The organism is Endozoicomonas sp. (assembly GCF_031844845.1).
In the GTDB taxonomy this organism is placed as follows: domain Bacteria; phylum Pseudomonadota; class Gammaproteobacteria; order Pseudomonadales; family Endozoicomonadaceae; genus Endozoicomonas.
Genome location: NZ_JAVRMB020000388.1, coordinates 1 through 19454 on the forward strand (window position 1 = coordinate 1; position 19454 = coordinate 19454).

General features: G+C 48.6%; 17 protein-coding genes and 4 tRNA genes. 11 read left to right on the forward strand and 10 right to left on the reverse strand.

The features are described from left to right. Window positions 1–262 precede the first annotated feature (262 nt). Window positions 263–1249 carry a glucokinase gene (gene glk, locus RM811_RS21580; RefSeq protein ID WP_402528253.1) on the reverse strand — a complete coding sequence of 329 codons (987 nt, stop codon included), beginning with the start codon at window positions 1247–1249 and terminating at the stop codon, window positions 263–265. Window positions 1250–1405: 156 nt separating this feature from the next. On the opposite strand from glk, the gene RM811_RS21585 reads away from it, so the two are divergent. The 4 genes from RM811_RS21585 to RM811_RS21600 all read left to right on the forward strand — a co-directional run bounded on the left by RM811_RS21585 (window position 1406) and on the right by RM811_RS21600 (window position 6394). Further along, on the forward strand, window positions 1406–1732 hold the full coding sequence (locus RM811_RS21585) for a hypothetical protein (protein ID WP_402528255.1): 327 nt from the start codon (window positions 1406–1408) through the stop codon (window positions 1730–1732). 791 nt (window positions 1733–2523) lie between these two features. After that, a protein-coding gene (gene prfB, locus RM811_RS21590) for a peptide chain release factor 2 (RefSeq protein WP_402528258.1) occupies window positions 2524–3622 on the forward strand; the annotation gives its coding sequence in 2 pieces (ribosomal slippage) (window positions 2524–2598 and window positions 2600–3622; 1098 coding nt in all). 49 nt (window positions 3623–3671) lie between these two features. Then, window positions 3672–5213, forward strand: coding sequence for a lysine--tRNA ligase (gene lysS / locus RM811_RS21595; protein WP_402528261.1), 1542 nt, complete (start codon window positions 3672–3674; stop codon window positions 5211–5213). A 461-nt stretch (window positions 5214–5674) separates the two neighbouring features. After that, on the forward strand, window positions 5675–6394 hold the full coding sequence (locus tag RM811_RS21600; RefSeq protein ID WP_402528264.1) for a TetR/AcrR family transcriptional regulator: 720 nt from the start codon (window positions 5675–5677) through the stop codon (window positions 6392–6394). A 64-nt stretch (window positions 6395–6458) separates the two neighbouring features. Here RM811_RS21600 and RM811_RS21605 read toward each other — a convergent pair whose 3' ends face one another. Then, window positions 6459–7388 (reverse strand): hypothetical protein, encoded by a 930-nt coding sequence (locus RM811_RS21605; protein WP_402528266.1) that lies wholly within the window; start codon window positions 7386–7388, stop codon window positions 6459–6461. A gap of 566 nt (window positions 7389–7954) precedes the next feature. On the opposite strand from RM811_RS21605, the gene ung reads away from it, so the two are divergent. The 5 genes from ung (at window position 7955) to RM811_RS21630 (ending at window position 9480) form a co-directional block, all read left to right on the forward strand. Beyond that, window positions 7955–8641 carry a uracil-DNA glycosylase gene (gene ung, locus RM811_RS21610; RefSeq protein WP_402528269.1) on the forward strand — a complete coding sequence of 229 codons (687 nt, stop codon included), beginning with the start codon at window positions 7955–7957 and terminating at the stop codon, window positions 8639–8641. A gap of 189 nt (window positions 8642–8830) precedes the next feature. Continuing rightward, a tRNA-Arg gene (locus tag RM811_RS21615) sits at window positions 8831–8907 on the forward strand. Between the two features lie 243 nt (window positions 8908–9150). After that, a tRNA-Arg gene (locus RM811_RS21620) sits at window positions 9151–9227 on the forward strand. Window positions 9228–9301: 74 nt separating this feature from the next. After that, a tRNA-Arg gene (locus RM811_RS21625) sits at window positions 9302–9378 on the forward strand. 9 nt (window positions 9379–9387) lie between these two features. Next, window positions 9388–9480, forward strand: a tRNA-Ser gene (locus RM811_RS21630). A gap of 493 nt (window positions 9481–9973) precedes the next feature. Here the strand turns inward: RM811_RS21630 and RM811_RS21635 are convergent. From RM811_RS21635 to napF, 8 genes are read right to left on the reverse strand one after another with little or no spacing between them, the layout of a single operon-like run. Beyond that, complete coding sequence (locus RM811_RS21635; RefSeq protein WP_402528272.1) at window positions 9974–10102, reverse strand: TIGR02808 family protein; 129 nt, start codon at window positions 10100–10102, stop codon at window positions 9974–9976. 32 nt (window positions 10103–10134) lie between these two features. Beyond that, window positions 10135–10749: a NapC/NirT family cytochrome c gene (locus RM811_RS21640; protein WP_402528275.1), complete on the reverse strand. Its 615-nt coding sequence runs from the start codon at window positions 10747–10749 to the stop codon at window positions 10135–10137. Window positions 10750–10775: 26 nt separating this feature from the next. Beyond that, entirely contained in the window at window positions 10776–11303 is a 528-nt protein-coding gene (locus tag RM811_RS21645) for a nitrate reductase cytochrome c-type subunit (protein WP_402528279.1), read from the reverse strand. Continuing rightward, window positions 11296–12216 (reverse strand): quinol dehydrogenase ferredoxin subunit NapH, encoded by a 921-nt coding sequence (gene napH, locus RM811_RS21650; RefSeq protein ID WP_402528282.1) that lies wholly within the window; start codon window positions 12214–12216, stop codon window positions 11296–11298. The genes RM811_RS21645 and napH overlap by 8 nt, the downstream gene beginning before the upstream one ends. Next, window positions 12213–12983 carry a ferredoxin-type protein NapG gene (gene napG, locus RM811_RS21655; protein WP_402528285.1) on the reverse strand — a complete coding sequence of 257 codons (771 nt, stop codon included), beginning with the start codon at window positions 12981–12983 and terminating at the stop codon, window positions 12213–12215. Before napG ends, napH begins: the two co-directional genes overlap by 4 nt. 48 nt (window positions 12984–13031) lie before the next feature. Further along, a complete protein-coding gene (gene napA / locus RM811_RS21660; RefSeq protein WP_402528288.1) occupies window positions 13032–15542 on the reverse strand; it encodes a nitrate reductase catalytic subunit NapA in 2511 nt (836 codons plus the stop codon). Between the two features lie 6 nt (window positions 15543–15548). Then, window positions 15549–15800, reverse strand: a complete 252-nt coding sequence (locus tag RM811_RS21665) for a chaperone NapD (protein WP_402528290.1) — start codon at window positions 15798–15800, stop codon at window positions 15549–15551. Then, window positions 15797–16303, reverse strand: a complete 507-nt coding sequence (gene napF / locus RM811_RS21670; RefSeq protein ID WP_402528293.1) for a ferredoxin-type protein NapF — start codon at window positions 16301–16303, stop codon at window positions 15797–15799. Before napF ends, RM811_RS21665 begins: the two co-directional genes overlap by 4 nt. 318 nt (window positions 16304–16621) lie before the next feature. On the opposite strand from napF, the gene RM811_RS21675 reads away from it, so the two are divergent. Further along, complete coding sequence (locus tag RM811_RS21675; protein WP_402528296.1) at window positions 16622–18445, forward strand: histidine kinase; 1824 nt, start codon at window positions 16622–16624, stop codon at window positions 18443–18445. Between the two features lies 1 nt (window position 18446). Continuing rightward, entirely contained in the window at window positions 18447–19106 is a 660-nt protein-coding gene (gene narL / locus RM811_RS21680; protein ID WP_402528299.1) for a two-component system response regulator NarL, read from the forward strand. Window positions 19107–19454: the final 348 nt, after the last annotated feature.

The window sequence follows — 19454 nt, forward strand, 5'->3', positions numbered from 1 at the left end:
GAATAGGAGTGTGAATGAATAGGAGTGTGAATGAATAGGAGTGTGAATGAATAGGAGTGTGAATGAATAGGAGTGTGAATGAATAGGAGTGTGAATGAATAGGAGTGTGAATGAATAGGAGTGTGAATGAATAGGACTGATTTAATGGTAAGCGGATAATGCGTTTTTATTTTCTATAGCTACTGGTCAGGTTTTTTAATGGGCTTACAGTAATGAGCTTCATAAACGAGAATACTTATGAAGCTCAGTGTGTCTGTAATGGTTACTGAATGAATGGATTGTTCAGTGCTTCACAGGCACCGGTTAAGCCCGGGTTATCATGAATAACCAGGCTGGTTGGTATCGCTGTCAGATAGCCTGCCATCTTGTCATTAATCTCAAATGACTTTCGGAAGTCCGACTGGGCAAAAAAGTCCGGGAAACGTGGAATGATGCCGCCGGCAATATAAACACCGCCCTGGGCACCTGTGGTCAACGCCGCATTACTGGCCGCCCTTCCGAGCAGTTCACAGAAATGTTGCAGGGTCTGTCTGGCCAGGGGCTCGCCATTCAGTGCCTGTGCTGTAATTTCGTGGTTTTTCAGCGCCTGCGGTTGACCAGACAGAATGCTGTGAGCTTCAAACAACAGCTCCAGACCAGAGCCGCAGAGTACAGATTCCCAGGAAACGTAGCCCAGCTTCTGCTGGAGAATGGGGAGGATTTCACTGTCCAGAGTGGATACCGGAGAAAATGCGGCGTGCCCACCTTCACCGGGCAGAGGCAGCCAGTGGTCCCCCACCTTTTTAAGTGCGGCTACACCAAGGCCGGTGCCCGGACCAATAATCAGTTTGCTGGCGCTTTCAACCGCTTCACCACCCCCGACTTTGAGCAGGGAGCTTTCCGGAAGTGCTGGCAGTGCCAGTGCCTGGGCGGTGAAATCGTTAATCACTTTGAACGACTGGAGCTTCAACGTGCCTTTCATTTCAGTCTTATCAAACGCCCAGTGGTTATTGGTCATTTTGATCTGCTGAGTATTGACCGGGCAGGCAAAGGCCAGGCAGGCGTGATCGACGTCAATTTGCTGATTGCTTAACTGATTGCTTAACTGATTGCTTAAATAGTGCTGTACTGCATGATCCAGGTTGTCAAAGTCATTGCAGGCCAGTACTTCAATAGAATCCGCTTTTATCTGACCATCCTGACTCAGGGCAAAGCGGGCATTGGTGCCACCGATATCGGCGACCAGTGCTGAGAGATTAAGGTTAGGCATTATACAGTTGGCTCAGAGATTAAGAGTGGTACGGTGTCTGGAAAAATGGTGAATTGTAACTGAAGAACCAGTAGATGCGTAGTTCGCTTTGGCAGGATTTAATTCAGATAATCTGAAACTAAAAGGCAACTCTTTTGTCTCAAGCTACTTATATAGATGAACAGCCAGTATTTCTTTAGAGTTTGGGGGGTGATGCTTCAAGATCTTGGTGTTGTATCTTTTTCTGTTGGTTACTTGTCATCAGTTAACGATTATTCTCCGGGTATGTATCGAGGCCCTGGTGTTGTTGCATGCGGTACTTTCGGCATTATTAGTGGTATTAAAAGTTTGTATCTTCAGTATCGAGAGAGCCAATGGCTATCCTCCAGAGATATTGCAGTTTTGACAGGGAACGCGTCTTTAGCCTTCGCAGGCATGGTGATGTTCCTGTTTGATCGGGCACTGCTTCAGAGGCTGTCCTACTTTGTGTTTTATGGTCTGTGAATTGATAACTTATTATGCGGAGTATTGGGTGTTATGGATCGGAGTTGGGTGATTTCGTTTGTGAATATTGGGAGTGGGTTCCTTTATGGTTATGGCGCAGGGATTTCCGGACAGTCTGCTCAGTGGGCAGGGCATAGCGTAGCAGCCTTTTCTGTTATGGGAATACTCGCTGATGGAGGTGAGTTATGTCAGGAGTATCTCGAGGGGCGACATCTGTCATGGAGGACTATTCTGAGTTTGGGAGGGAATATTGCTCTCTTTTATGTAGGTTTATTGCTTTCAACTTTTGAAACAAATAGATTGTCCTATTCAAGCGACGACTCGTTTGCAGCAAAGTGTCAACGGGGACAAGAGCGTTGTCGACAAATTGCAGAACAGTGCCAAAGCTCGGATGGTGAATCGGTTGTCACCGTTGATTTGCTTTCTTGGCCTTAGCAGCAATCTCTGAAAAGTTATCAGATATTGCTATGTGTAGCGTGCAATTAAACAAGTATTTGAATTCGGTTGAATAAACCATGGGTTGAGCGATTATCGTGGATATCTGAATCTGTCGCGGACCCTCTAACTGTCATTAGACAAAAATACCCCCTGGACTCGGTAATTCCAACGGTTGGCTTATTGATATAGAATCGTTGAGTTGTAGTTCGGGAAGCTGTCCCAATCAGCTTCAAAACAGCTTCAGGCTGTATTTTCCTTCCCCCGGAACCTTCTGACAGGTCAGCCTGAGCGGGATTTATTCTGTCTTTAATGGTGGCGCTCGTGCGCCCGACAAAAGTGAGTGATATAGGGCAATGTTTGAAGTCAATCCCATTAAGGAGCGTATCAAGGACCTGACGGCGCGTACGGACGTGCTTAGGGGGTATCTTTGACTACGCCCAAAAAAGTGAGCGGTTGCAGGAAGTAGAGCGGGAGCTGGAAGACCCAAACGTCTGGAATGATCCCGTGTATGCCCAGAAACTGGGTAAGGAACGCTCCACGCTGGAGGCCATTGTCAGCACCATCGACGAACTGACCGGTGGTCTGGTTGATTCTGCAGAACTGTTGGAAATGTCCGTAGAAGAAGAGGACGCAGACGGTGTTCAGGGTGTTGTTGATGAGCTGGATGAACTCACCCGGAAACTGGAAGTGCTAGAATTTCGTCGTATGTTTTCCGGTGAGATGGATCCTAATAATGCCTTTGTGGATATTCAGTCAGGTTCTGGCGGTACCGAGGCTCAGGATTGGGCCAACATACTGCTGAGAATGTATTTGCGCTGGGGTGAGGCGAATGGCTTTAAAACTGAAATTGTCGAAGTTTCTGCCGGTGAAGTGGCGGGTATCAAGTCGGCAACCGTTCAGTTTATCGGGGATTATGCTTTTGGCTGGTTGAGAACCGAAATCGGGGTTCACCGGCTGGTTCGCAAGTCTCCTTTTGATTCGGGTAACCGGCGTCATACCTCTTTTGCCTCGGTGTTTGTTGCTCCGGAGATTGATGACAATATTGATATAGAAATCAATCCGTCAGATTTGCGCATCGATACCTATCGCTCCAGTGGCGCAGGTGGACAGCACGTCAACACCACCGATTCTGCCGTTCGTATTACCCACGCACCGAGCGGTATTGTTGTTCAGTGTCAGAACCAGCGATCTCAGCACCAGAATAAAGATAAGGCCATGCAGCAGTTGAAAGCCAAGCTGTATGAGATGGAAATGCAGAAAAGACTGGCAGAGTCACAGGCTATGGAAGAGACCAAGTCAGATATCGGTTGGGGTAGCCAGATTCGTTCTTATGTACTGGATGACTCTCGAATCAAGGATCTGCGCACGGGTATTGAAACCCGTAACACCCAGTCCGTGCTGGATGGCGACCTGAACAAGTTTATTGAAGCAAGCCTGAAAAAAGGGCTGTAATCGAATCACTCCGGATGGTTGCTGCCATCCGGTACTGGAAAATCATCTTATGTCTGAAGAACATCTATCGGGTCAGCAGTTGTTGGCTGAGCAGGTATTGGAAAATAAAGCCGCTGAGGCCCGGGAAGAGAATCGACTGGTAGCCCTGCGTCGGGAAAAGCTGGCAGCCGTCCGTGCCAGGGGAGTGGCTTTTCCTAACAAATTCCGCCGTGATGCCCTTGGCGGTAACCTGCAGGAGCAATTCAGGGATCATGATAAAGCGTCTCTGGAAGCCTTGAAACACCCGGTGAAAGTGGCTGGCCGTATCATGCTGAACCGTGGCGCTTTCATGGAACTGCAGGATATGTCTGGCCGCATTCAGCTGTATGTTAATCGCAAGCAGCTGCCACAAGAGACCCTGGATACGATCAAGACCTGGGATCTGGGCGATATCATCGGTGTGGAAGGTACGGTTCAGCGCTCCGGAAAAGGTGACCTTTATGTTGATATGGAGGCGGTTCAGCTGCTGACCAAATCACTGCGGCCACTGCCTGAGAAGCATAAAGGGCTGACGGATACTGAGCAGCGTTATCGTCAGCGTTATGTGGATCTTATTACCAGCGAACAGTCCCGGGAAACGTTCCGCATTCGTTCCAGAATTATTCAGGGTATCCGCAACTACTTCCTGGATCAGGACTTTATGGAAGTGGAAACCCCGATGCTTCAGGTGATTCCCGGTGGTGCTGCGGCCAGACCCTTCGTCACCCATCACAATGCGCTTAATATCGACATGTACCTGCGTATTGCTCCGGAACTTTATCTGAAGCGTGTTGTCGTCGGTGGTTTTGAGCGGGTATTTGAGATTAACCGGAACTTCCGCAATGAAGGACTGTCTACAAGACATAACCCGGAATTCACGATGATTGAATTCTATCAGGCTTATGCGGATTACACCGACATGATGGATCATACCGAAGCCATGCTTAAAAAGCTGGCGGAGGATGTTCTGGGTAAAACTGAGTTCGAGTACCAGGGGCAGATGATTGATGTTGGCAAGCCGTTTGCGCGGATGTCAGTTTTCGAGTCTATCTTGCAGTTTAACCCGGATCTTGATGCCTCGGATATTGATAACCTGGAGTCTGCGACTCAGGTTGCCGGGAAGCTGGGCATCGTTGTGAAGTCGATCTGGGGGCTTGGAAAAGTTCAGATGGAAATCTTTGATAAGACGGTTGAGCATCACCTGCTGAACCCAACCTTTATTACGGATTATCCGACTGAAGTTTCACCTCTGTCCCGTAAAAATGACGACAACCCATTTGTTACCGAACGTTTTGAGTTCTTCGTGGGGGGTCGCGAAATCGCTAATGGCTTCTCTGAGTTGAATGACTCTGAGGATCAGGCAGAGCGTTTCAGACAACAGGTAGCCGAGAAGGATGCCGGGGATGATGAGGCAATGCATTACGATGCGGACTACATCAATGCACTTGAATACGGGCTGCCACCAACAGCCGGTGAGGGTATTGGTATTGATCGGCTGGTAATGCTGTTTACGGATGCGCCTTCGATCAGGGATGTGCTTTTGTTCCCACATATGCGTCCTCAACAGAATTGATACCGCAGGGGGAGCTGTATATAAGGTGGTGTTGGCGAGATATTCCATATGACGATGCAGGTTATCGTTTACATCGGGTATACGAGGATCTGTTGTTATATGGCAGTATTGGCTGATATGGCCTTATCTCAGGCGCTCTCTGGGATGCTGGTTTTTCAGGAACTATGGCATGAGCAGGTTAAGCCTGCTCATCGGGTATCTGAGGGGTGAAACCTGAATTTGAGTTGATGCGCTTTGCTGGTGAAGTCAGGGGATTGTCAGCCGCTCTGTCCAACCGCTCATTGATAATGAGCCAGGGAAAAACTGCCAGGTATGGCAGCCCGGCGCTCCTGAATAGTTGCGGGGCAGGTTTTAGACGGATGATTTATTTCTGTACTAAGATGCATGTTCAAGCGATGGTACTGGACGAACGCTATAAAACAATCAGGCAACTGTAAGGCAGTTTTAATATGGTTTCAACAATGGATTCCCCATCAGAAGATACGAAGGATTCTGGAAAGCACACCAGTGGTATGGCGTTGAAATACCAGGGGCGTAAAACCAGTCGTGCCAATAGTGAACAGCGTCGTCGGACAATTCTTGAAGCGGCGTTAAGAATCGTTGTTAGAGATGGTGTTCGGGGCGTCCGTCATCGTGCTGTTGCTAAAGAAGCCAATGTTCCTCTCTCTGCAACCACCTACTATTTCAAAGATATTACCGACCTGATTACCGACACATTTACACTTTTTGTTGAAATGGGGGCTGAGAAGTTCAAGGCATACTGGGAAGAGTCGGACAGTATGCTGAAAATGGCCATGAGTGAACTTGAGCCATCGAACTCTGGTAGTCGGCAGGTTTTTGCTGAACGTATTGCTGATCTTGCTATTGAGTATGTGCTTGTTCAGCTTCGAGAGCATTGCGATTACCTGATTGCCGAACGAGCTTTCCAGCAGGAGTGTCTACGGAATGAAAACCTCAGACCCATCGCTTTCAGTCATCAAAAATTTTTTCTGAACAGTCTCGAAGCCTTCTTCTCAAGAATTGGCTCTAACCATGCTGATATTGATGCTGAGCTGTTTGGCAGCGTCATTCTTCATGTTGAATATCAAGGCCTGATTGCCGGCTTTGAAGGGGATAATCTCCGTAAGCTCAGAGCAATGCTTAAGCGTCAGATTGAGTTGACGCTTGGTATCTACCATTAAATATCTATAGTCAGAGTGGATCGTCTGATTTAACAGGCGATCCGGAAGCAAAAGGATGGCGTTGTTAATGCCAGAGGACAGGATATTCAAGCATGCCCAGTGTGCTTTTGTGATCTGAAATATACAGTTTTTTTATTCCCAACTCCTCCATGAAGCCAAACACCAATATAGCATTGGCGAGACTTGTGTCGCTGGATTTATCGTCGGAGATGCGGCTGAAGTTGTCTGGTTCATGTTCCCTGATAAATTGCTCTACCACGACTGAATCTACTACTTTACTATTCTCAGCAATATCAATCGCAACGCTGTCCTGGAATACTGATCCTATTGCCGTTACCCGTGACTTGTTTTTTTTCAGTTTTCTACGAATGAGGAGCGGTGTCTTGCGGGCAAGATAACGGGCAAAGGTTATCCCTGCATTAATTTCTTCAATGGATATTGGCGATAGAGAGGCTGAAGGTCTTGTGGGTTTGTTTTGAACCACTTCTTTTAGATAGTCCATAAAGTTTACTGAGCCAAACTCGCCTTTATGAGAAAAAGGACCTCCAGTCGGGTCTACAATAATCAGTTGGAAGCTTTCTATACCAATATTCCATACCACCGGATTTTCAGAATCACTGGTTGTCGTCAGGGCTGAAAAGAAGTCCATTCTGTCTTCTTCTTCAGGGGATAGAATTCTGATATGAATACCGGTTGTACGTCGTATCTTTTGAACAAGCTCCTCAGCATTGTGTGCTTCCCTAAACGTTTCTGTTGCAATGGCACTGACTTTAATTACTCGAAAGTGTTCCTGCCGGGTTCGAAGCTTTTGAAAAAGATTCTGGGCTTTTTTAAACATACAGCGACTAAAGAAACGGTTATCGCTTGCTGCGAGATCATCGTAAAAGCCGGCTTCCAGCGAGCCATAATCCAGATGTCGGTATACTTTGTCGGTTTTGTGATTAACGTCAGCAATTGCAAAGTGAACGGTGTTAGCATCTATTTCAATAGACATCCTTCGTTCCAGCTTTGCCATGACGGCTTGACTGGTTAGTAAAAGGCTAAGAAAGGTGACCGCGCCGACAGATGATATTTTAAACTTTTTTTTAAAAGCACGCATGGTATTGAGAACAGTCCATAACGATGGCTCTGCGGCCATGGTTGTTATTTGGTGAGGCATTCCTGTGCTAGAGTGCATCCATTGGCAGAGAGTGTAGTCGGCTCTTTATGCTGTTGGAGGTAAGTTATTTGTCAGCGTAAGAGGCCAGATGCTAGTGCAGCTAAGCCCTGATACCCATACTGCCGTCATTTTCGCGAAGGAGGTTGTCGCAAAAAGTCTTAAATGCCGGTTGCTACCACTGCCGTCTTTCCCGCGAAGGCGGGAATCCATCTCGAGAGTGGGAGTCTATCTCGAGCAGTGGATCCCCGCCTGCGCGGGGATGACGATAATGTGTCGGTATGGGTTCTAACGCTTTCCTGGATAGGTGAGACCTTCCTGTGCCAGACAGTAGGGAGAAAGTGTCGTCGCTCTTTTGCGCCTGAAGGTAAGTCATTTGTGAATACGAGGTTATAGATCAGGTAATGCCAGATATTAGATTGGAGCCTTCCTGGAAAGCCATGCTTCAGGGGGAATTTAATAAAGAGTACATGCAGTGCCTGCGCAACTTTCTACAAGATGAAAAAGCCCGGGGTAAAATGATTTACCCCAATGGCGGAGAGTACTTCCGGGCGATGGACCTGACACCCTTTGATCAGGTTAAAGTAGTGATTCTCGGACAGGACCCCTATCATGGCCCGGGTCAGGCTCATGGGTTAAGTTTTTCTGTCCGTCCGGACATAGCGGTTCCTCCCTCTCTGGTTAATATGTATAAAGAGCTGGAGTCAGACTTGGGGATTCCACCGGCACCCCATGGTTTTCTTGAGCACTGGGCCCGGCAGGGTGTGTTGCTGCTTAACAGTGTGTTGACAGTGGAGCATAAGCAGGCAGCGTCTCACAAGGGAAGAGGCTGGGAAGCGTTTACCGACCAGATTGTCACTATGCTGAATGAGAAAAGGGAGCACGTTGTCTTTATCCTCTGGGGCAGCTATGCCCAGAAAAAAGGCCGATTCATTGATACCCGGAAGCATTTCGTGTTGAAGTCGGTTCACCCATCACCACTTTCGGCTTATCGTGGCTTTTTTGGCAGCAAACCTTTTTCCAGGGCTAATGAATATCTGTCTTGTAACGGTATTCAGCCTATTGATTGGGAGCTGCCAACAGAGGGTTAACCTTTCAATAAAGTGCAGATGGCGCTCATAAGAAAGCGATGGTTGGGAAAGCTTATATAGTAGCCAGACCGTTTGATTGTTTTCTGTTCTTTTGGCGCTGTACATAGAATATCGGTTTATGTATGATTCCCGCCACTGAATTGAGACGGACCTTACGAAACAGGCGATGTATTGATTCAGGAACATTGCGCGCTCGTAGCTCAGCTGGATAGAGTACCTGGCTACGAACCAGGCGGTCGGAGGTTCGAATCCTCCCGAGCGCGCCATATTAACGGCAGTTTATCTGCCGTTTTTTTATGCCTGTCATTTTTGTATTTCCTCTCTGAATTACCTGTTGTCCTCTTATCAGGCCAGTTTTATATCATCGCAGTTTCTAACTACCTTTTTCGATTGTTTTCGCTGTTTCCATAAAATCATGCAAAGCCCCGGTAAGAATATTAAACGATTAGTAAAAACCGAGTTTGACTCACCCCAATGAAATCTCTATAGTCTGGCTCCGTTGACGCAGGGCGCTCGTAGCTCAGCTGGATAGAGTACCTGGCTACGAACCAGGCGGTCGGAGGTTCGAATCCTCCCGAGCGCGCCAAGTCAACAGAAAGAGTAGTTAAAAAGATTGACGAATCAGAATGATTCCAATATCTTGCACGTCGTTTCAACAACGCGCTCGTAGCTCAGCTGGATAGAGTACCTGGCTACGAACCAGGCGGTCGGAGGTTCGAATCCTCCCGAGCGCGCCATTTTGATAAGGTGAGGTGGCCGAGAGGCTGAAGGCGCTCCCCTGCTAAGGGAGTATACGGCTTATACCCGTATCGAGGGTTCGAATCCCTCCCTCACCGCCATATTTCTTCTTTAAGTTACTGATTCCCCTTAATTAAAGCTGCGTATAAAACGACCAATGTCTTTTTGTGTCGACACTCTGTTGACGGCGAAAAAACACCCTGCTTTTCTCGACTCAAATCGTTATTTCCTCCGTTTCTTCTGTTGTCTCTTCTGTGTCTCTTCCATACAGGATAACGGGTTCAGGAGGCGCGCAATAATAGCCCTTTGAGGGTGTCTTCTAATAAGCCCTCTAATAAGCCTCCGGCTCTTCCAGCGGTGATTTAACTTCCCGAATTTTTCAAAATTATCTATGCGGTCAGGAAATGTCCATTTTGCTCAATGCATGTAGTCTTACTGCATCGCTTAAATGTTTTTTGCTGAATTTGACGGATTTAATGGTCATCTAAATATCAGAGTGATTGAGGCTGCTTTGCAGTGCCCGAATGTTAAAGCTGACTTGAAAGTTGGAAGGGAGGGGGAGCGGAAGCCTGACTTCCGCTTATATTACCGACTTTAGAATTTACCCGCTTTATCCATCAAAAAACAGAAAATCAAAGCAGTGGCAATAAACCCTCCAATGAAAATAGCAGGCATGGCTGCATAGCCAAGAAAATGCCAGATCATAGACTCCAATGTACTCATTGTTCTCTCCTTGCTTTTCCTGAGGGCGCGTTTTACCAGCCCTCAACGCCTTTCATGTTAGGGAGTTCGTGGGCAATACCCATATGGCAGTCAATACAGGTTTCACCCGTAGGCTGTAGTTTATTCGTACCCAGGAAAGCTTTAGTGTGACTTTCCATGGCTCGGGAGGACTGCTCAGAGAAATCCATGAAATCGAAGTTGTGACAATTTCTACACTCCTGTGAATCATTGGCCTTCATTCGTGCCCATTCTCTCTCAGCCATTTCACGACGATGGGTAACAAACTTATCCCGGGTATCAATTTTACCGGTAATTTTACCCCACACCTCTTTACTGGCCTGGATTTTTCGAACCAGTTTGGGCGTCCACTCTTTGGGAACATGACAGTCCGAACAGACGGCTCTTACGCCTGAGCGATTATTATAGTGAATGGTCGTTTTGTATTCTTCATAGACATTGTCTTTCATTTCATGGCAACCAATACAGAACTCCTCAGTATTGGATGCCTCCATTCCGGTGTTGAAACCACCCCAGAAAACAATGCCCGCAACAAAGCCAAAAGCTAAAACAACCCCCATGGAAATTTTACCGGCCGGTGTGGTCAGCATTTTCCAGTAGCGCTTCAGAAAAAAATCTTTACTCATCATTCTTCACCTTTATCTACCAGCGTTCCTTACTTCAGGGAATCAACCGGCTCAAAATTATTTTTTTGAAGCGGTGCCGTATCGGTCTGAACCACATGGCATTGCAGACAGAAATAACGGTTTGGAGCTACATCTGCACGCTGCTTACCATCACGGTCGTAGAAGTGGGTGACACTGATTCGGGTGGCTCCCCATTTGCTGGCATTTTTCCAGCTATGGCATTGCAGACAGGTGTTTACATCCTTATTGACGGTGTAACCACGGATGTCATGGGGGATCAGGGGAGGCTGTTCAACAAAGTCACGGTTAAAGGTGGTGTCACTTTCGTGCACTTTTTTCATGGCTTCTGCGGGTGGCTGGACTGAGAGGTCAATGGTTCTCAGGGAATCAATGCCGCCAGTTTCAGCCATGGCAGTGGCACTGATTATAGCTGAAAAAATAAACGTTATCAGTCCGTTAGTCGCCGTTTTTAAAAAGCGAAAGTTACTCAGTGAGAGTAGGTTTCTCATGGTCATGGGGTGGCTCATGGCAGTATCTCCGCCTTCCTGGTCAGTCATTCTTCAGTATCAGAAGATTAGTGTCAGAACTCCGGGGTTTTTTCCGGGTCGTCGTAATCAGCTGATTATTTTGATGATTAAGGGATGCCTGAAACTCAAAAACATTCTTATCGCAGACATCAATACAACGACCGCAGCGTGTGCAGTCGCTTTTGTTCAATACCGGGCTTTCTCCCTTACGCTCTTTCAGTGCCGGCGGGAGGATTTGCGGTTCAGGGCAGACGGCATAGCAATCCATGCAGTCATCACACTCTTGTCGTTTAGTGGCGCAAACCTGCACCGGGCTTATGCGCCCCAGTAATCCGTAGAATGCACCCAGCGGGCAGAGGTGGCCGCACCAGCCACGGGCACTGATCAGAAAATCAAACAGGAATATTCCCGCGATTAAATACCAGCCCATGCCCATGCCAAACAGAATCCCCCTGACCAATTGGCTGATCGGGTTGAAGAGTTCCCAGACCATCATCCCGGTGACCAGAGGCAGCACCAGTACCATGGCCAGAATCCAGTAGCGACTGCTTCTGGACAGTTTATGGCTGTTGCGGATACTCAGTCTCTTTCTGAGCCAGGCTGCCAGATCGGTAATCGGGTTGACCGGGCAAACCCAGCTGCAGAAGCTTCGTCCACCCAGCAGCGAATAGAGAAGGGTGACAATTCCAGCCCCAGATAACCCTTGAAAAACCATAGGATGACCCGCCAGAAGACTTTGCAGAACGGCCAGTGGATCACTCATGGGAATCACACCCAGCGTCAGGCTGGACGACAGATTTCCAATAATCAGGGGGGTATCTCCCGTCCAGTGAACCACCAGTGGTGATATCAGGAACAGGGCCAATACCAGCAGTTGGGAAAACCGGCGCAGCAATAGAAATTGCCATGATTGCCATTTGCTTCGAGTGGTGGCGGAACTCATGAACCTTCTCCCACGGGCCGATGTGCGGGTAGCTTAAGGTTTCGGGGAACAAGACGGATTCCTGTGCGCTCCTCTTCATTCCAGCCCAGTCGGTAGTGGCTGCCCAGTTCACCCTGTGCCAGTTCGTGGGGCACCACTTTAATGGCGGCTTCCTCCAGTACGCAGGCATGTTCACATTTGCCACAACCGGTGCAGGCATCGGAATGGACTACCGGCTCGAAAATGGCGTGAACATTGGTGCGTGTATTACGGCTGAGCTGCAACGTGATGGCCTCATCAATGCGAGGACATACGCGGTAACAGACATCACACCGTAACCCCTGCAGGTTGAGACAGTTTTCCCGGTCAATCAGAACCGCAAGCCCCATACGGGCATCGTTAATATCGGACAGTTCCGGTGTAAGCGAGCCGCTGGGACAATTAGTGATACAGGGAATGTCCTCACACATCAGGCAGGGGTTTTCCCTGGCATCAAAGTAAGGGGTTCCTGAGGCCACCGGGCCTTCGGGCGTTCCCAGTTGCAGAACATCGTAGGGGCAGTCCCTGACACAGATTCCGCAGCGCAGGCAGGAAGCCAGAAAATCATCTTCTGGCAGTGCACCCGGTGGACGCAGAGCCTGAGCGTCGGGAGAACTGGATTTTTCTGCTACCCAGGTCAGTCCCAAACCCAGCAGGCTGACAGCACAGGCGGCCTGCGCTGTTCCTGCAATAAAACGACGCCGGCTTACTGTTCGGCTGTCATGCTGGCTGGGTTTGTTCTTGCTCATAGTTCTTTATTGCTCAAGGCTTTTCATGGCTCAGGGCTGTTGGCTGCTTCAGGTTCTAACAATTTTGACCGCTGTCTTTTTGTAGTCCGTCTCTTTCGATAACGGATCGGTAGCGTCAATAATCAGTTTATTGACCAGCTGGCCCGCATCGAAGAACGGCATAAATACCAGACCTTTCGGTGGCGTATTACGGCCCCTGGTTTCCACACGAGTGCGGACGTCGCCATATCTGCTCACTATCTTCGCTTCCATTCCCCGGCGCAGGCCACGGGACTTGGCATCGTCAGGGTGCATATAAACAACAGCGTCCGGGAATGCGCGATAAAGCTCAGGTACACGCCGTGTCATTGAGCCAGAATGCCAGTGTTCCAGCACACGACCTGTGGAAAGCCAGAGGTCATATTCTTCGTCCGGGCTTTCGTGTGGCGGCTCGTAGGGCAGGGCAAACAGCCAGGCTTTGCCGTCTGGTTTGCCATAGAAACTGACTTCTTCTCCGGCCTTAACATAAGGGTCGTAGCCTTCGCGATAGCGCCACAGGGTTTCCTTGCCATCAACCACAGGCCAGCGGAGTCCACGGGACTGGTGATAAAGGTCGAAAGGCGCGAGGTCATGGGCTTTGCCGCGACCAAAGATGGCGTATTCCTCAAACAGGCCCTTCTGAACATAAAAACCAAAATCACGACTTTCGTCGTTCCGTCGGTCAGCAGGAATTTCATCCAGACTGTATTGATCAGCCTGACCATTGGCATAAAGCACGTCGAAAAGTGTTTTACCCTTCAGCTCAGGAGATTTGGCCAGCAGCTCATCGGACCATACTTCTTCCACCTTGAAGCGTTTGGAGAATTCCATCAGCTGCCACAGGTCAGATTTAGCGTCACCTTGAGGAGCAACCTGCTGATACCAGAACTGTGTCCGGCGTTCGGCGTTACCGTAGGCACCTTCTTTTTCGACCCACATGGCGGTGGGTAGAATCAGGTCCGCAGCCTGGGCAGTAACCGTTGGGTAAGGGTCAGAAACCACAATAAAGTTTTCTGGATTTCGATAACCAGGCAGAACTTCATTGTTAATATTAGGTGCAGTCTGCACATTGTTATTACACAACACCCAATAGGCATTCAGTTTGCCATCCTTAAGCATGCGGTTTTGCAGAACGGCGTGGTAACCCACCTTGGCAGGGATAGTACCCTCAGGAAGTTTCCAGACCTTTTCGGCAAAATCACGGTGTTTTTTGTTGCCTACCACCATATCCGCGGGCAGTCGGTGAGCAAAGGTACCCACTTCACGGGCTGTACCACAGGCAGAAGGCTGGCCAGTCAGTGAGAAGGGGCCACAGCCGGGTTTGGAAATTTTGCCAGTGAGCAGGTGCAGGTTATAGATGATGTTGTTCATCCAGACACCGCGGGTGTGCTGGTTAACGCCCATGGTCCACAGGGACATCACTTTAACTTTCGGGTCGGCGTACAGTTTTGCCAGGGCTTCCAGTTGCTCTATCGGAACACTGGAAATGGCGGAAGCTTTCTCGGCCGTGTACTCACTGACAAAAGAAGCAAACTGATCAAAATTAATTTCTTCAGAACCACCATTACCAGGGTTTTTAGCCTGCTGTTCCAGTGGGTGCTCGGGGCGGAGTCCATAGCCAATATCGGTTACGCCACTGCGGAAGCGTGTGTGTTTTTTAACAAACTCTTTATCGACGGCATTGTTCTGGATGATGTAATTGGCAATGTAGTTACCAATGGCCAGGTCAGACTGGGGGGTAAATATCATGCCATTGTCGGCCAGCTCAAAAGAGCGGTGCTTGAAGGTGGACATAACCGATACGTTGACATGGTCACTGGATAGACGACGATCGGTAATTCGTGACCAGAGGACCGGATGCATCTCCGCCATGTTGGAGCCCCAGAGGACAAAGGCATCCGCTTTCTCAAAATCGTCATAACAGCCCATTGGCTCGTCCATGCCAAACGTACGCATAAAGCCTACGACGGCGGATGCCATACAGTGACGGGCATTTGGATCGAGATGGTTACTGCGGAAACCGGCTTTCATCAACTTTGATGCGGCATATCCTTCCCAGACGGTCCACTGGCCGGAACCGAACATACCTACTGAAGGCATCTCTGCTGTGTTGCGGGTTTTAGCGATGGCGGCTTTCCATTTTTCCGCCATGATGTCAAAAGCCTGATCCCATGTGATGGGGGTGAATTCACCCTCTTTATGGAATTCGCCATTCTTCATCCGCAGCAGCGGTGTCTGTAAACGGTCAGAGCCGTACATGATCTTTGACAGGAAGTAGCCTTTAATGCAGTTGAGACCACGGTTGACCGGAGCTTCCGGATCTCCCTGGGTGGCAACAACCCGACCATCTTTACTGCCCACCAGAACAGAACAACCGGTACCGCAGAAACGACAGGGGGCTTTATCCCATTTGATCTCTGTGGCCTTACTGCTGGTAATCAGGTTGGTTGCAGACACGGGTGTACTGACCCCGGCTGCAGCAGCTGTGGCAGCAATTGCACTGCTTTTTATAAAGTCCCTTCGGCTTTGTTTTATATCCATTTTGTTTTACTCCTGATGCGCGTAAATCAGTGCAGCAGCCAAAACCCCCGCCACAGAATTAATTTCAGTTAACCGGTCAACCATCAATTTTTCACCGGGTAACTCTTCAACGGTAACCACCAGCTTGCCAGCGGGATCACAGACATGAACTTCAACACCGGGCAGGCTTTCCAGCTGTCGGGCGACATCCGTTGTGTTTTCCGGCAATGCTCTGACGAGGACACCGGAAATGGCGCAGATGTTAGTGAGTTGCGTCATAGGATGTTCCCTTTGGGCAGTGAAATCATAGTGATGGTGTCGACCGGGCAGGGTGCGACGCACTCGCCACAGCCGGTACAAAGGTGGATATCGATGGCTGGTGTGGCCACGCCACCGATTTGTAGTTTGAAGGTGATAGCATCGGCTTCGCAGATTTCCTGACAGGTGCGACAATGAACCCGGTTCAGGGCGAGACACCGGGAAGTAATGGTTGCTGCAATATTCCAGGGGCGAGCTTCAGTTTTCCGGATGACATGGTATTGGCAGGCATCGCTGCAGGATTGGCAGAATGAACAACCGGCCTTAGAGAAATCCGCTTCGGGAAATCCGCCGCTGCCCTTTTTCAATAGACCCGTTTCACAAGCGGTCACGCAGTCACCACAACGGCGACATTGTTCAATAAAGTCCTCTTCAACAGGCGTCCACGGTGGACGAATGACCGTGCCTTCCTGTCGGGAACCTGTTAACAAACGACGACGTGAAATCAGGTTGCCTGCCCCCATGTTTATTAGTATCTTCCGGTGTGTTTATTAAACGGTAATGGCTGAATTATTTGTCTTCTGGTGATGATGATATTCTCTTTGGATATCAGGTAAAGATGCTGTAAAGCAGGGGTGGAAGAGGGGGCGCTGATGGCATACCTCTAAAGAGGTATAAACGGGGTGTTCGTCATCGGGTTATGATGACCGGCATGGATAAAATATTCTGTAAAAACAATGGTATTCTTACAGCTGTGGGCTGACTGTGTTTTTCTTCTGTTATGCCGGGGAAATTAAGAGGTATAAGGTATTAAATCAAGGGAGTTTGATCTGGATCAATTAATGGTTTTCAGTTCAGGAGCGTATAAAAGTGCTACGGGAGGCTCCCTTCGGCAAAAGGCTCTGTTTGTTATAGTGGGCATCTGTCTTCTGGCACTGATCAGTGTCGGCAGTTCCTTGTGGTTTGCCCTGGTGACAGAAAGTGATGCTGCTGCCATCAACATTGCCGGTTCACTTCGAATGCAGTCATGGCGGCTGGCGGAGCAAGTCCTTATTCCTGAGTTGACCAGTCAGGAAATTCTGGTTCGTCTGGTTGCCATTTATGACAACAGCATCAATAGCGATCCATTGGTCAAGTTACAGAATTATCAGGGTAGCCTTGGCGATGCTTATCGATTGGTGTCAGAGCAGTGGTATGTTCAGATGCGCCCACTTCTTGTCAGCCCATCGGGCTATGAAGCCTTTGTCTACCAGGTTCCGGGTTTTGTTGATCGTATTGATCAAATGGTCACTGCTCTTCAGATACATACCGAACAAAAACTTCAACAACTATTCATAACCGCACTCTTTATATTAATCGGTATTCTGGGCATGGGGTGGATGTCGATCCGCTTTGTTAACCAACACCTTCTTCGTCCCATTGATGATCTTGGCGCCGCAGCCGGTAAGATAAAACGTGGTGATTTTACCGGACTGCTGCTTTCTTATGATGCACAAAACGAGATGGGAGAACTTACTCAGACATTCCGTGGCATGGCATTTGAACTTGGTCGTTTATATCAGCACCTGGAAGAAAAAGTCACCAGTAAAACTGAGGCTCTGGCCCGTTCAAATCATGCTCTGGAGCTTTTATACAAAGCATCTCAGAATCTGGCAACCAATCCTTATGATGAGGAATTGGTGGCTTCTCTGATAGGGGAGTGGCAGCATCTTCTCCATCTTGAAAGCTGTTATTTATGCCTTTCTGATTCGGCAGACAGTATTCGTTTACAGAGAATTGCCACAGACCGTACTGAACAACCCTGTGTGGGTATCCATTGTGCTGATTGTTTAAAGGATGGCAGCCAGAATGTGAGTGTTGATCCACATAGCTGGCAGTTTTCACTGCTGGCCAAACAGCATAATTTTGGATTTCTAAAGGTTTCGGTGAACTCTGGAAACAAGCTGACTGAAGAGAGTCGGCAATGGCTACAGACCTTTTCAGATCTGGTGGCAACTTCCCTTTATCAGAGTCGTGCAAGAACACAGGAGCAGCGCATGCTGCTGATGGAAGAGCGGGCAGTTATTGCCAGAGAGCTGCATGATTCACTGGCGCAGGCATTGTCTTATCAGAAAATCCAGATGCTGAGACTGCGACGGCAGTTAGTAAAATCCAACTCGTCCCCGAAGGTTCTGAATATTCTTGATGAACTCAAGGAGGGGACCAACAATGCTTATGCCCAGTTACGTGAATTACTAATGACCTTCCGATTGACGCTGGCAGAAGGTGATCTGGAACAGGCATTGCAAACAACACTGGATGAATATTGCCAGCGGTCGCCGGATATACAGTTTACGCTCGATTATCAATTACGCTATTGCAGTATTAATGCTCACGATCAGATTCACGCCCTGCAGATTGTCCGGGAAGCATTGATGAATGTGGTCAAACACGCCAATGCAGGGTTGGCAACGGTTCACTGTCATCAGACAGCCAGTGGTTCCCTGGCTATCGTCATTGAAGACGATGGGTGTGGAATGCAAAACAACTCCGTGGCTTCTGGTCATTATGGCACCACTATTATGCGTGAACGTGCGGCCAGTATGGGGGGAGACCTTGAAATAAGAGAATCGTCGTCTGGAGGAACAGAAGTTTATCTGGAGTTCCGGCGACCGGATGAGTCATAACATGAATAAGCAAACGGTTGATATTCTGCTGGTGGATGACCACCCGCTGTTGAGAAAAGGCCTTAGCCAATTGATCAACGAGGAAGAGGCATTGAGGGTTGTTGGTGAGGCGGGCAGTGGTCAGTCTGGCCTTGATCAGGCGCTGGCTCTTGAGCCGGACCTTATCTTGCTGGATTTGAATATGAAAGGCATGGATGGCCTGGAAACCCTGAAGGCCATGAGGTCTGCAGGCGTCGACAGCAAGGTGATTGTGCTGACGGTGTCTGAACATCGTGAAGATGTTGCCGCCATGTTTCGAGCCGGAGCGGATGGTTATCTGTTAAAAGACATGGAGCCTGAAGATCTGTTGGCTCGAATAGGTGAGGCAGCTCATGGGCGACTGGTAGTGGATGACCGGCTGGCAGAAGTCATGGCCTCATTGCTCAGGCCGGAACAGGACGAAGAAGACAGATTGGCACTGTTGACATCGAAAGAGCGTGAAGTGTTGCATTTGGTTGCCGAGGGGCTTGCCAATAAAATGATTGGTAGAGAGCTGTCGATCAGTGAAGGCACTGTTAAAGTTCACGTAAAACGATTATTGAAAAAGCTGGGGGTGCGCTCCAGAGTGGAAGCCGCTGTCTGGGTGGTTCGTAATAATTCAATTGCGGACAGTGTTGAATAGTTAAAGAACTTTAAGAAAGTCAGTATTTTAATTTGCAGTCTCACTATTTCCAGTCCAGATAGATAAAGGAAAGCCGTTATTTTTCAGTTATGTAATTCAAGGTTCCGGCACATGGTTTCAATGGGTTTGACAAGGTTGGGTCGAGCGGAGCGAGCCCCAACAAATCTCGCCACCCGCCATAAACAGCCGTTAAATAGTTACAGTCTGAATTGCCGGTGCCGTTTTTTTGCGGATTGTTTTTTGCAGCTGAGGGTTTGTGTCGGGGCCCGCATTCGCTCGATCCAACCTATGTCACTGTTATTTTGCCAACGAAGCACCATTATCGGATATCTACGTAATATTGGGTGA

Bases quoted from the DNA above. Each gene is read 5' to 3' on its own strand.
- RM811_RS21585 (WP_402528255.1), top strand. From the start codon at position 1,406: ATGAACAGCCAGTATTTCTTTAGAGTTTGGGGGGTGATGCTTCAAGAT.
- RM811_RS21675 (WP_402528296.1), top strand. From the start codon at position 16,622: ATGGTTTTCAGTTCAGGAGCGTATAAAAGTGCTACGGGAGGCTCCCTT.
- napF (WP_402528293.1), bottom strand. From the start codon at position 16,303: ATGGGGGCAGGCAACCTGATTTCACGTCGTCGTTTGTTAACAGGTTCC.
- glk (WP_402528253.1), bottom strand. From the start codon at position 1,249: ATGCCTAACCTTAATCTCTCAGCACTGGTCGCCGATATCGGTGGCACC.
- RM811_RS21600 (WP_402528264.1), top strand. From the start codon at position 5,675: ATGGATTCCCCATCAGAAGATACGAAGGATTCTGGAAAGCACACCAGT.
- lysS (WP_402528261.1), top strand. From the start codon at position 3,672: ATGTCTGAAGAACATCTATCGGGTCAGCAGTTGTTGGCTGAGCAGGTA.
- napG (WP_402528285.1), bottom strand. From the start codon at position 12,983: ATGAGCAAGAACAAACCCAGCCAGCATGACAGCCGAACAGTAAGCCGG.
- napA (WP_402528288.1), bottom strand. From the start codon at position 15,542: ATGGATATAAAACAAAGCCGAAGGGACTTTATAAAAAGCAGTGCAATT.
- RM811_RS21605 (WP_402528266.1), bottom strand. From the start codon at position 7,388: ATGTCTATTGAAATAGATGCTAACACCGTTCACTTTGCAATTGCTGAC.
- ung (WP_402528269.1), top strand. From the start codon at position 7,955: ATGCCAGATATTAGATTGGAGCCTTCCTGGAAAGCCATGCTTCAGGGG.
- RM811_RS21640 (WP_402528275.1), bottom strand. From the start codon at position 10,749: ATGATGAGTAAAGATTTTTTTCTGAAGCGCTACTGGAAAATGCTGACC.
- RM811_RS21635 (WP_402528272.1), bottom strand. From the start codon at position 10,102: ATGAGTACATTGGAGTCTATGATCTGGCATTTTCTTGGCTATGCAGCC.
- RM811_RS21645 (WP_402528279.1), bottom strand. From the start codon at position 11,303: ATGACTGACCAGGAAGGCGGAGATACTGCCATGAGCCACCCCATGACC.
- RM811_RS21665 (WP_402528290.1), bottom strand. From the start codon at position 15,800: ATGACGCAACTCACTAACATCTGCGCCATTTCCGGTGTCCTCGTCAGA.
- narL (WP_402528299.1), top strand. From the start codon at position 18,447: ATGAATAAGCAAACGGTTGATATTCTGCTGGTGGATGACCACCCGCTG.
- napH (WP_402528282.1), bottom strand. From the start codon at position 12,216: ATGAGTTCCGCCACCACTCGAAGCAAATGGCAATCATGGCAATTTCTA.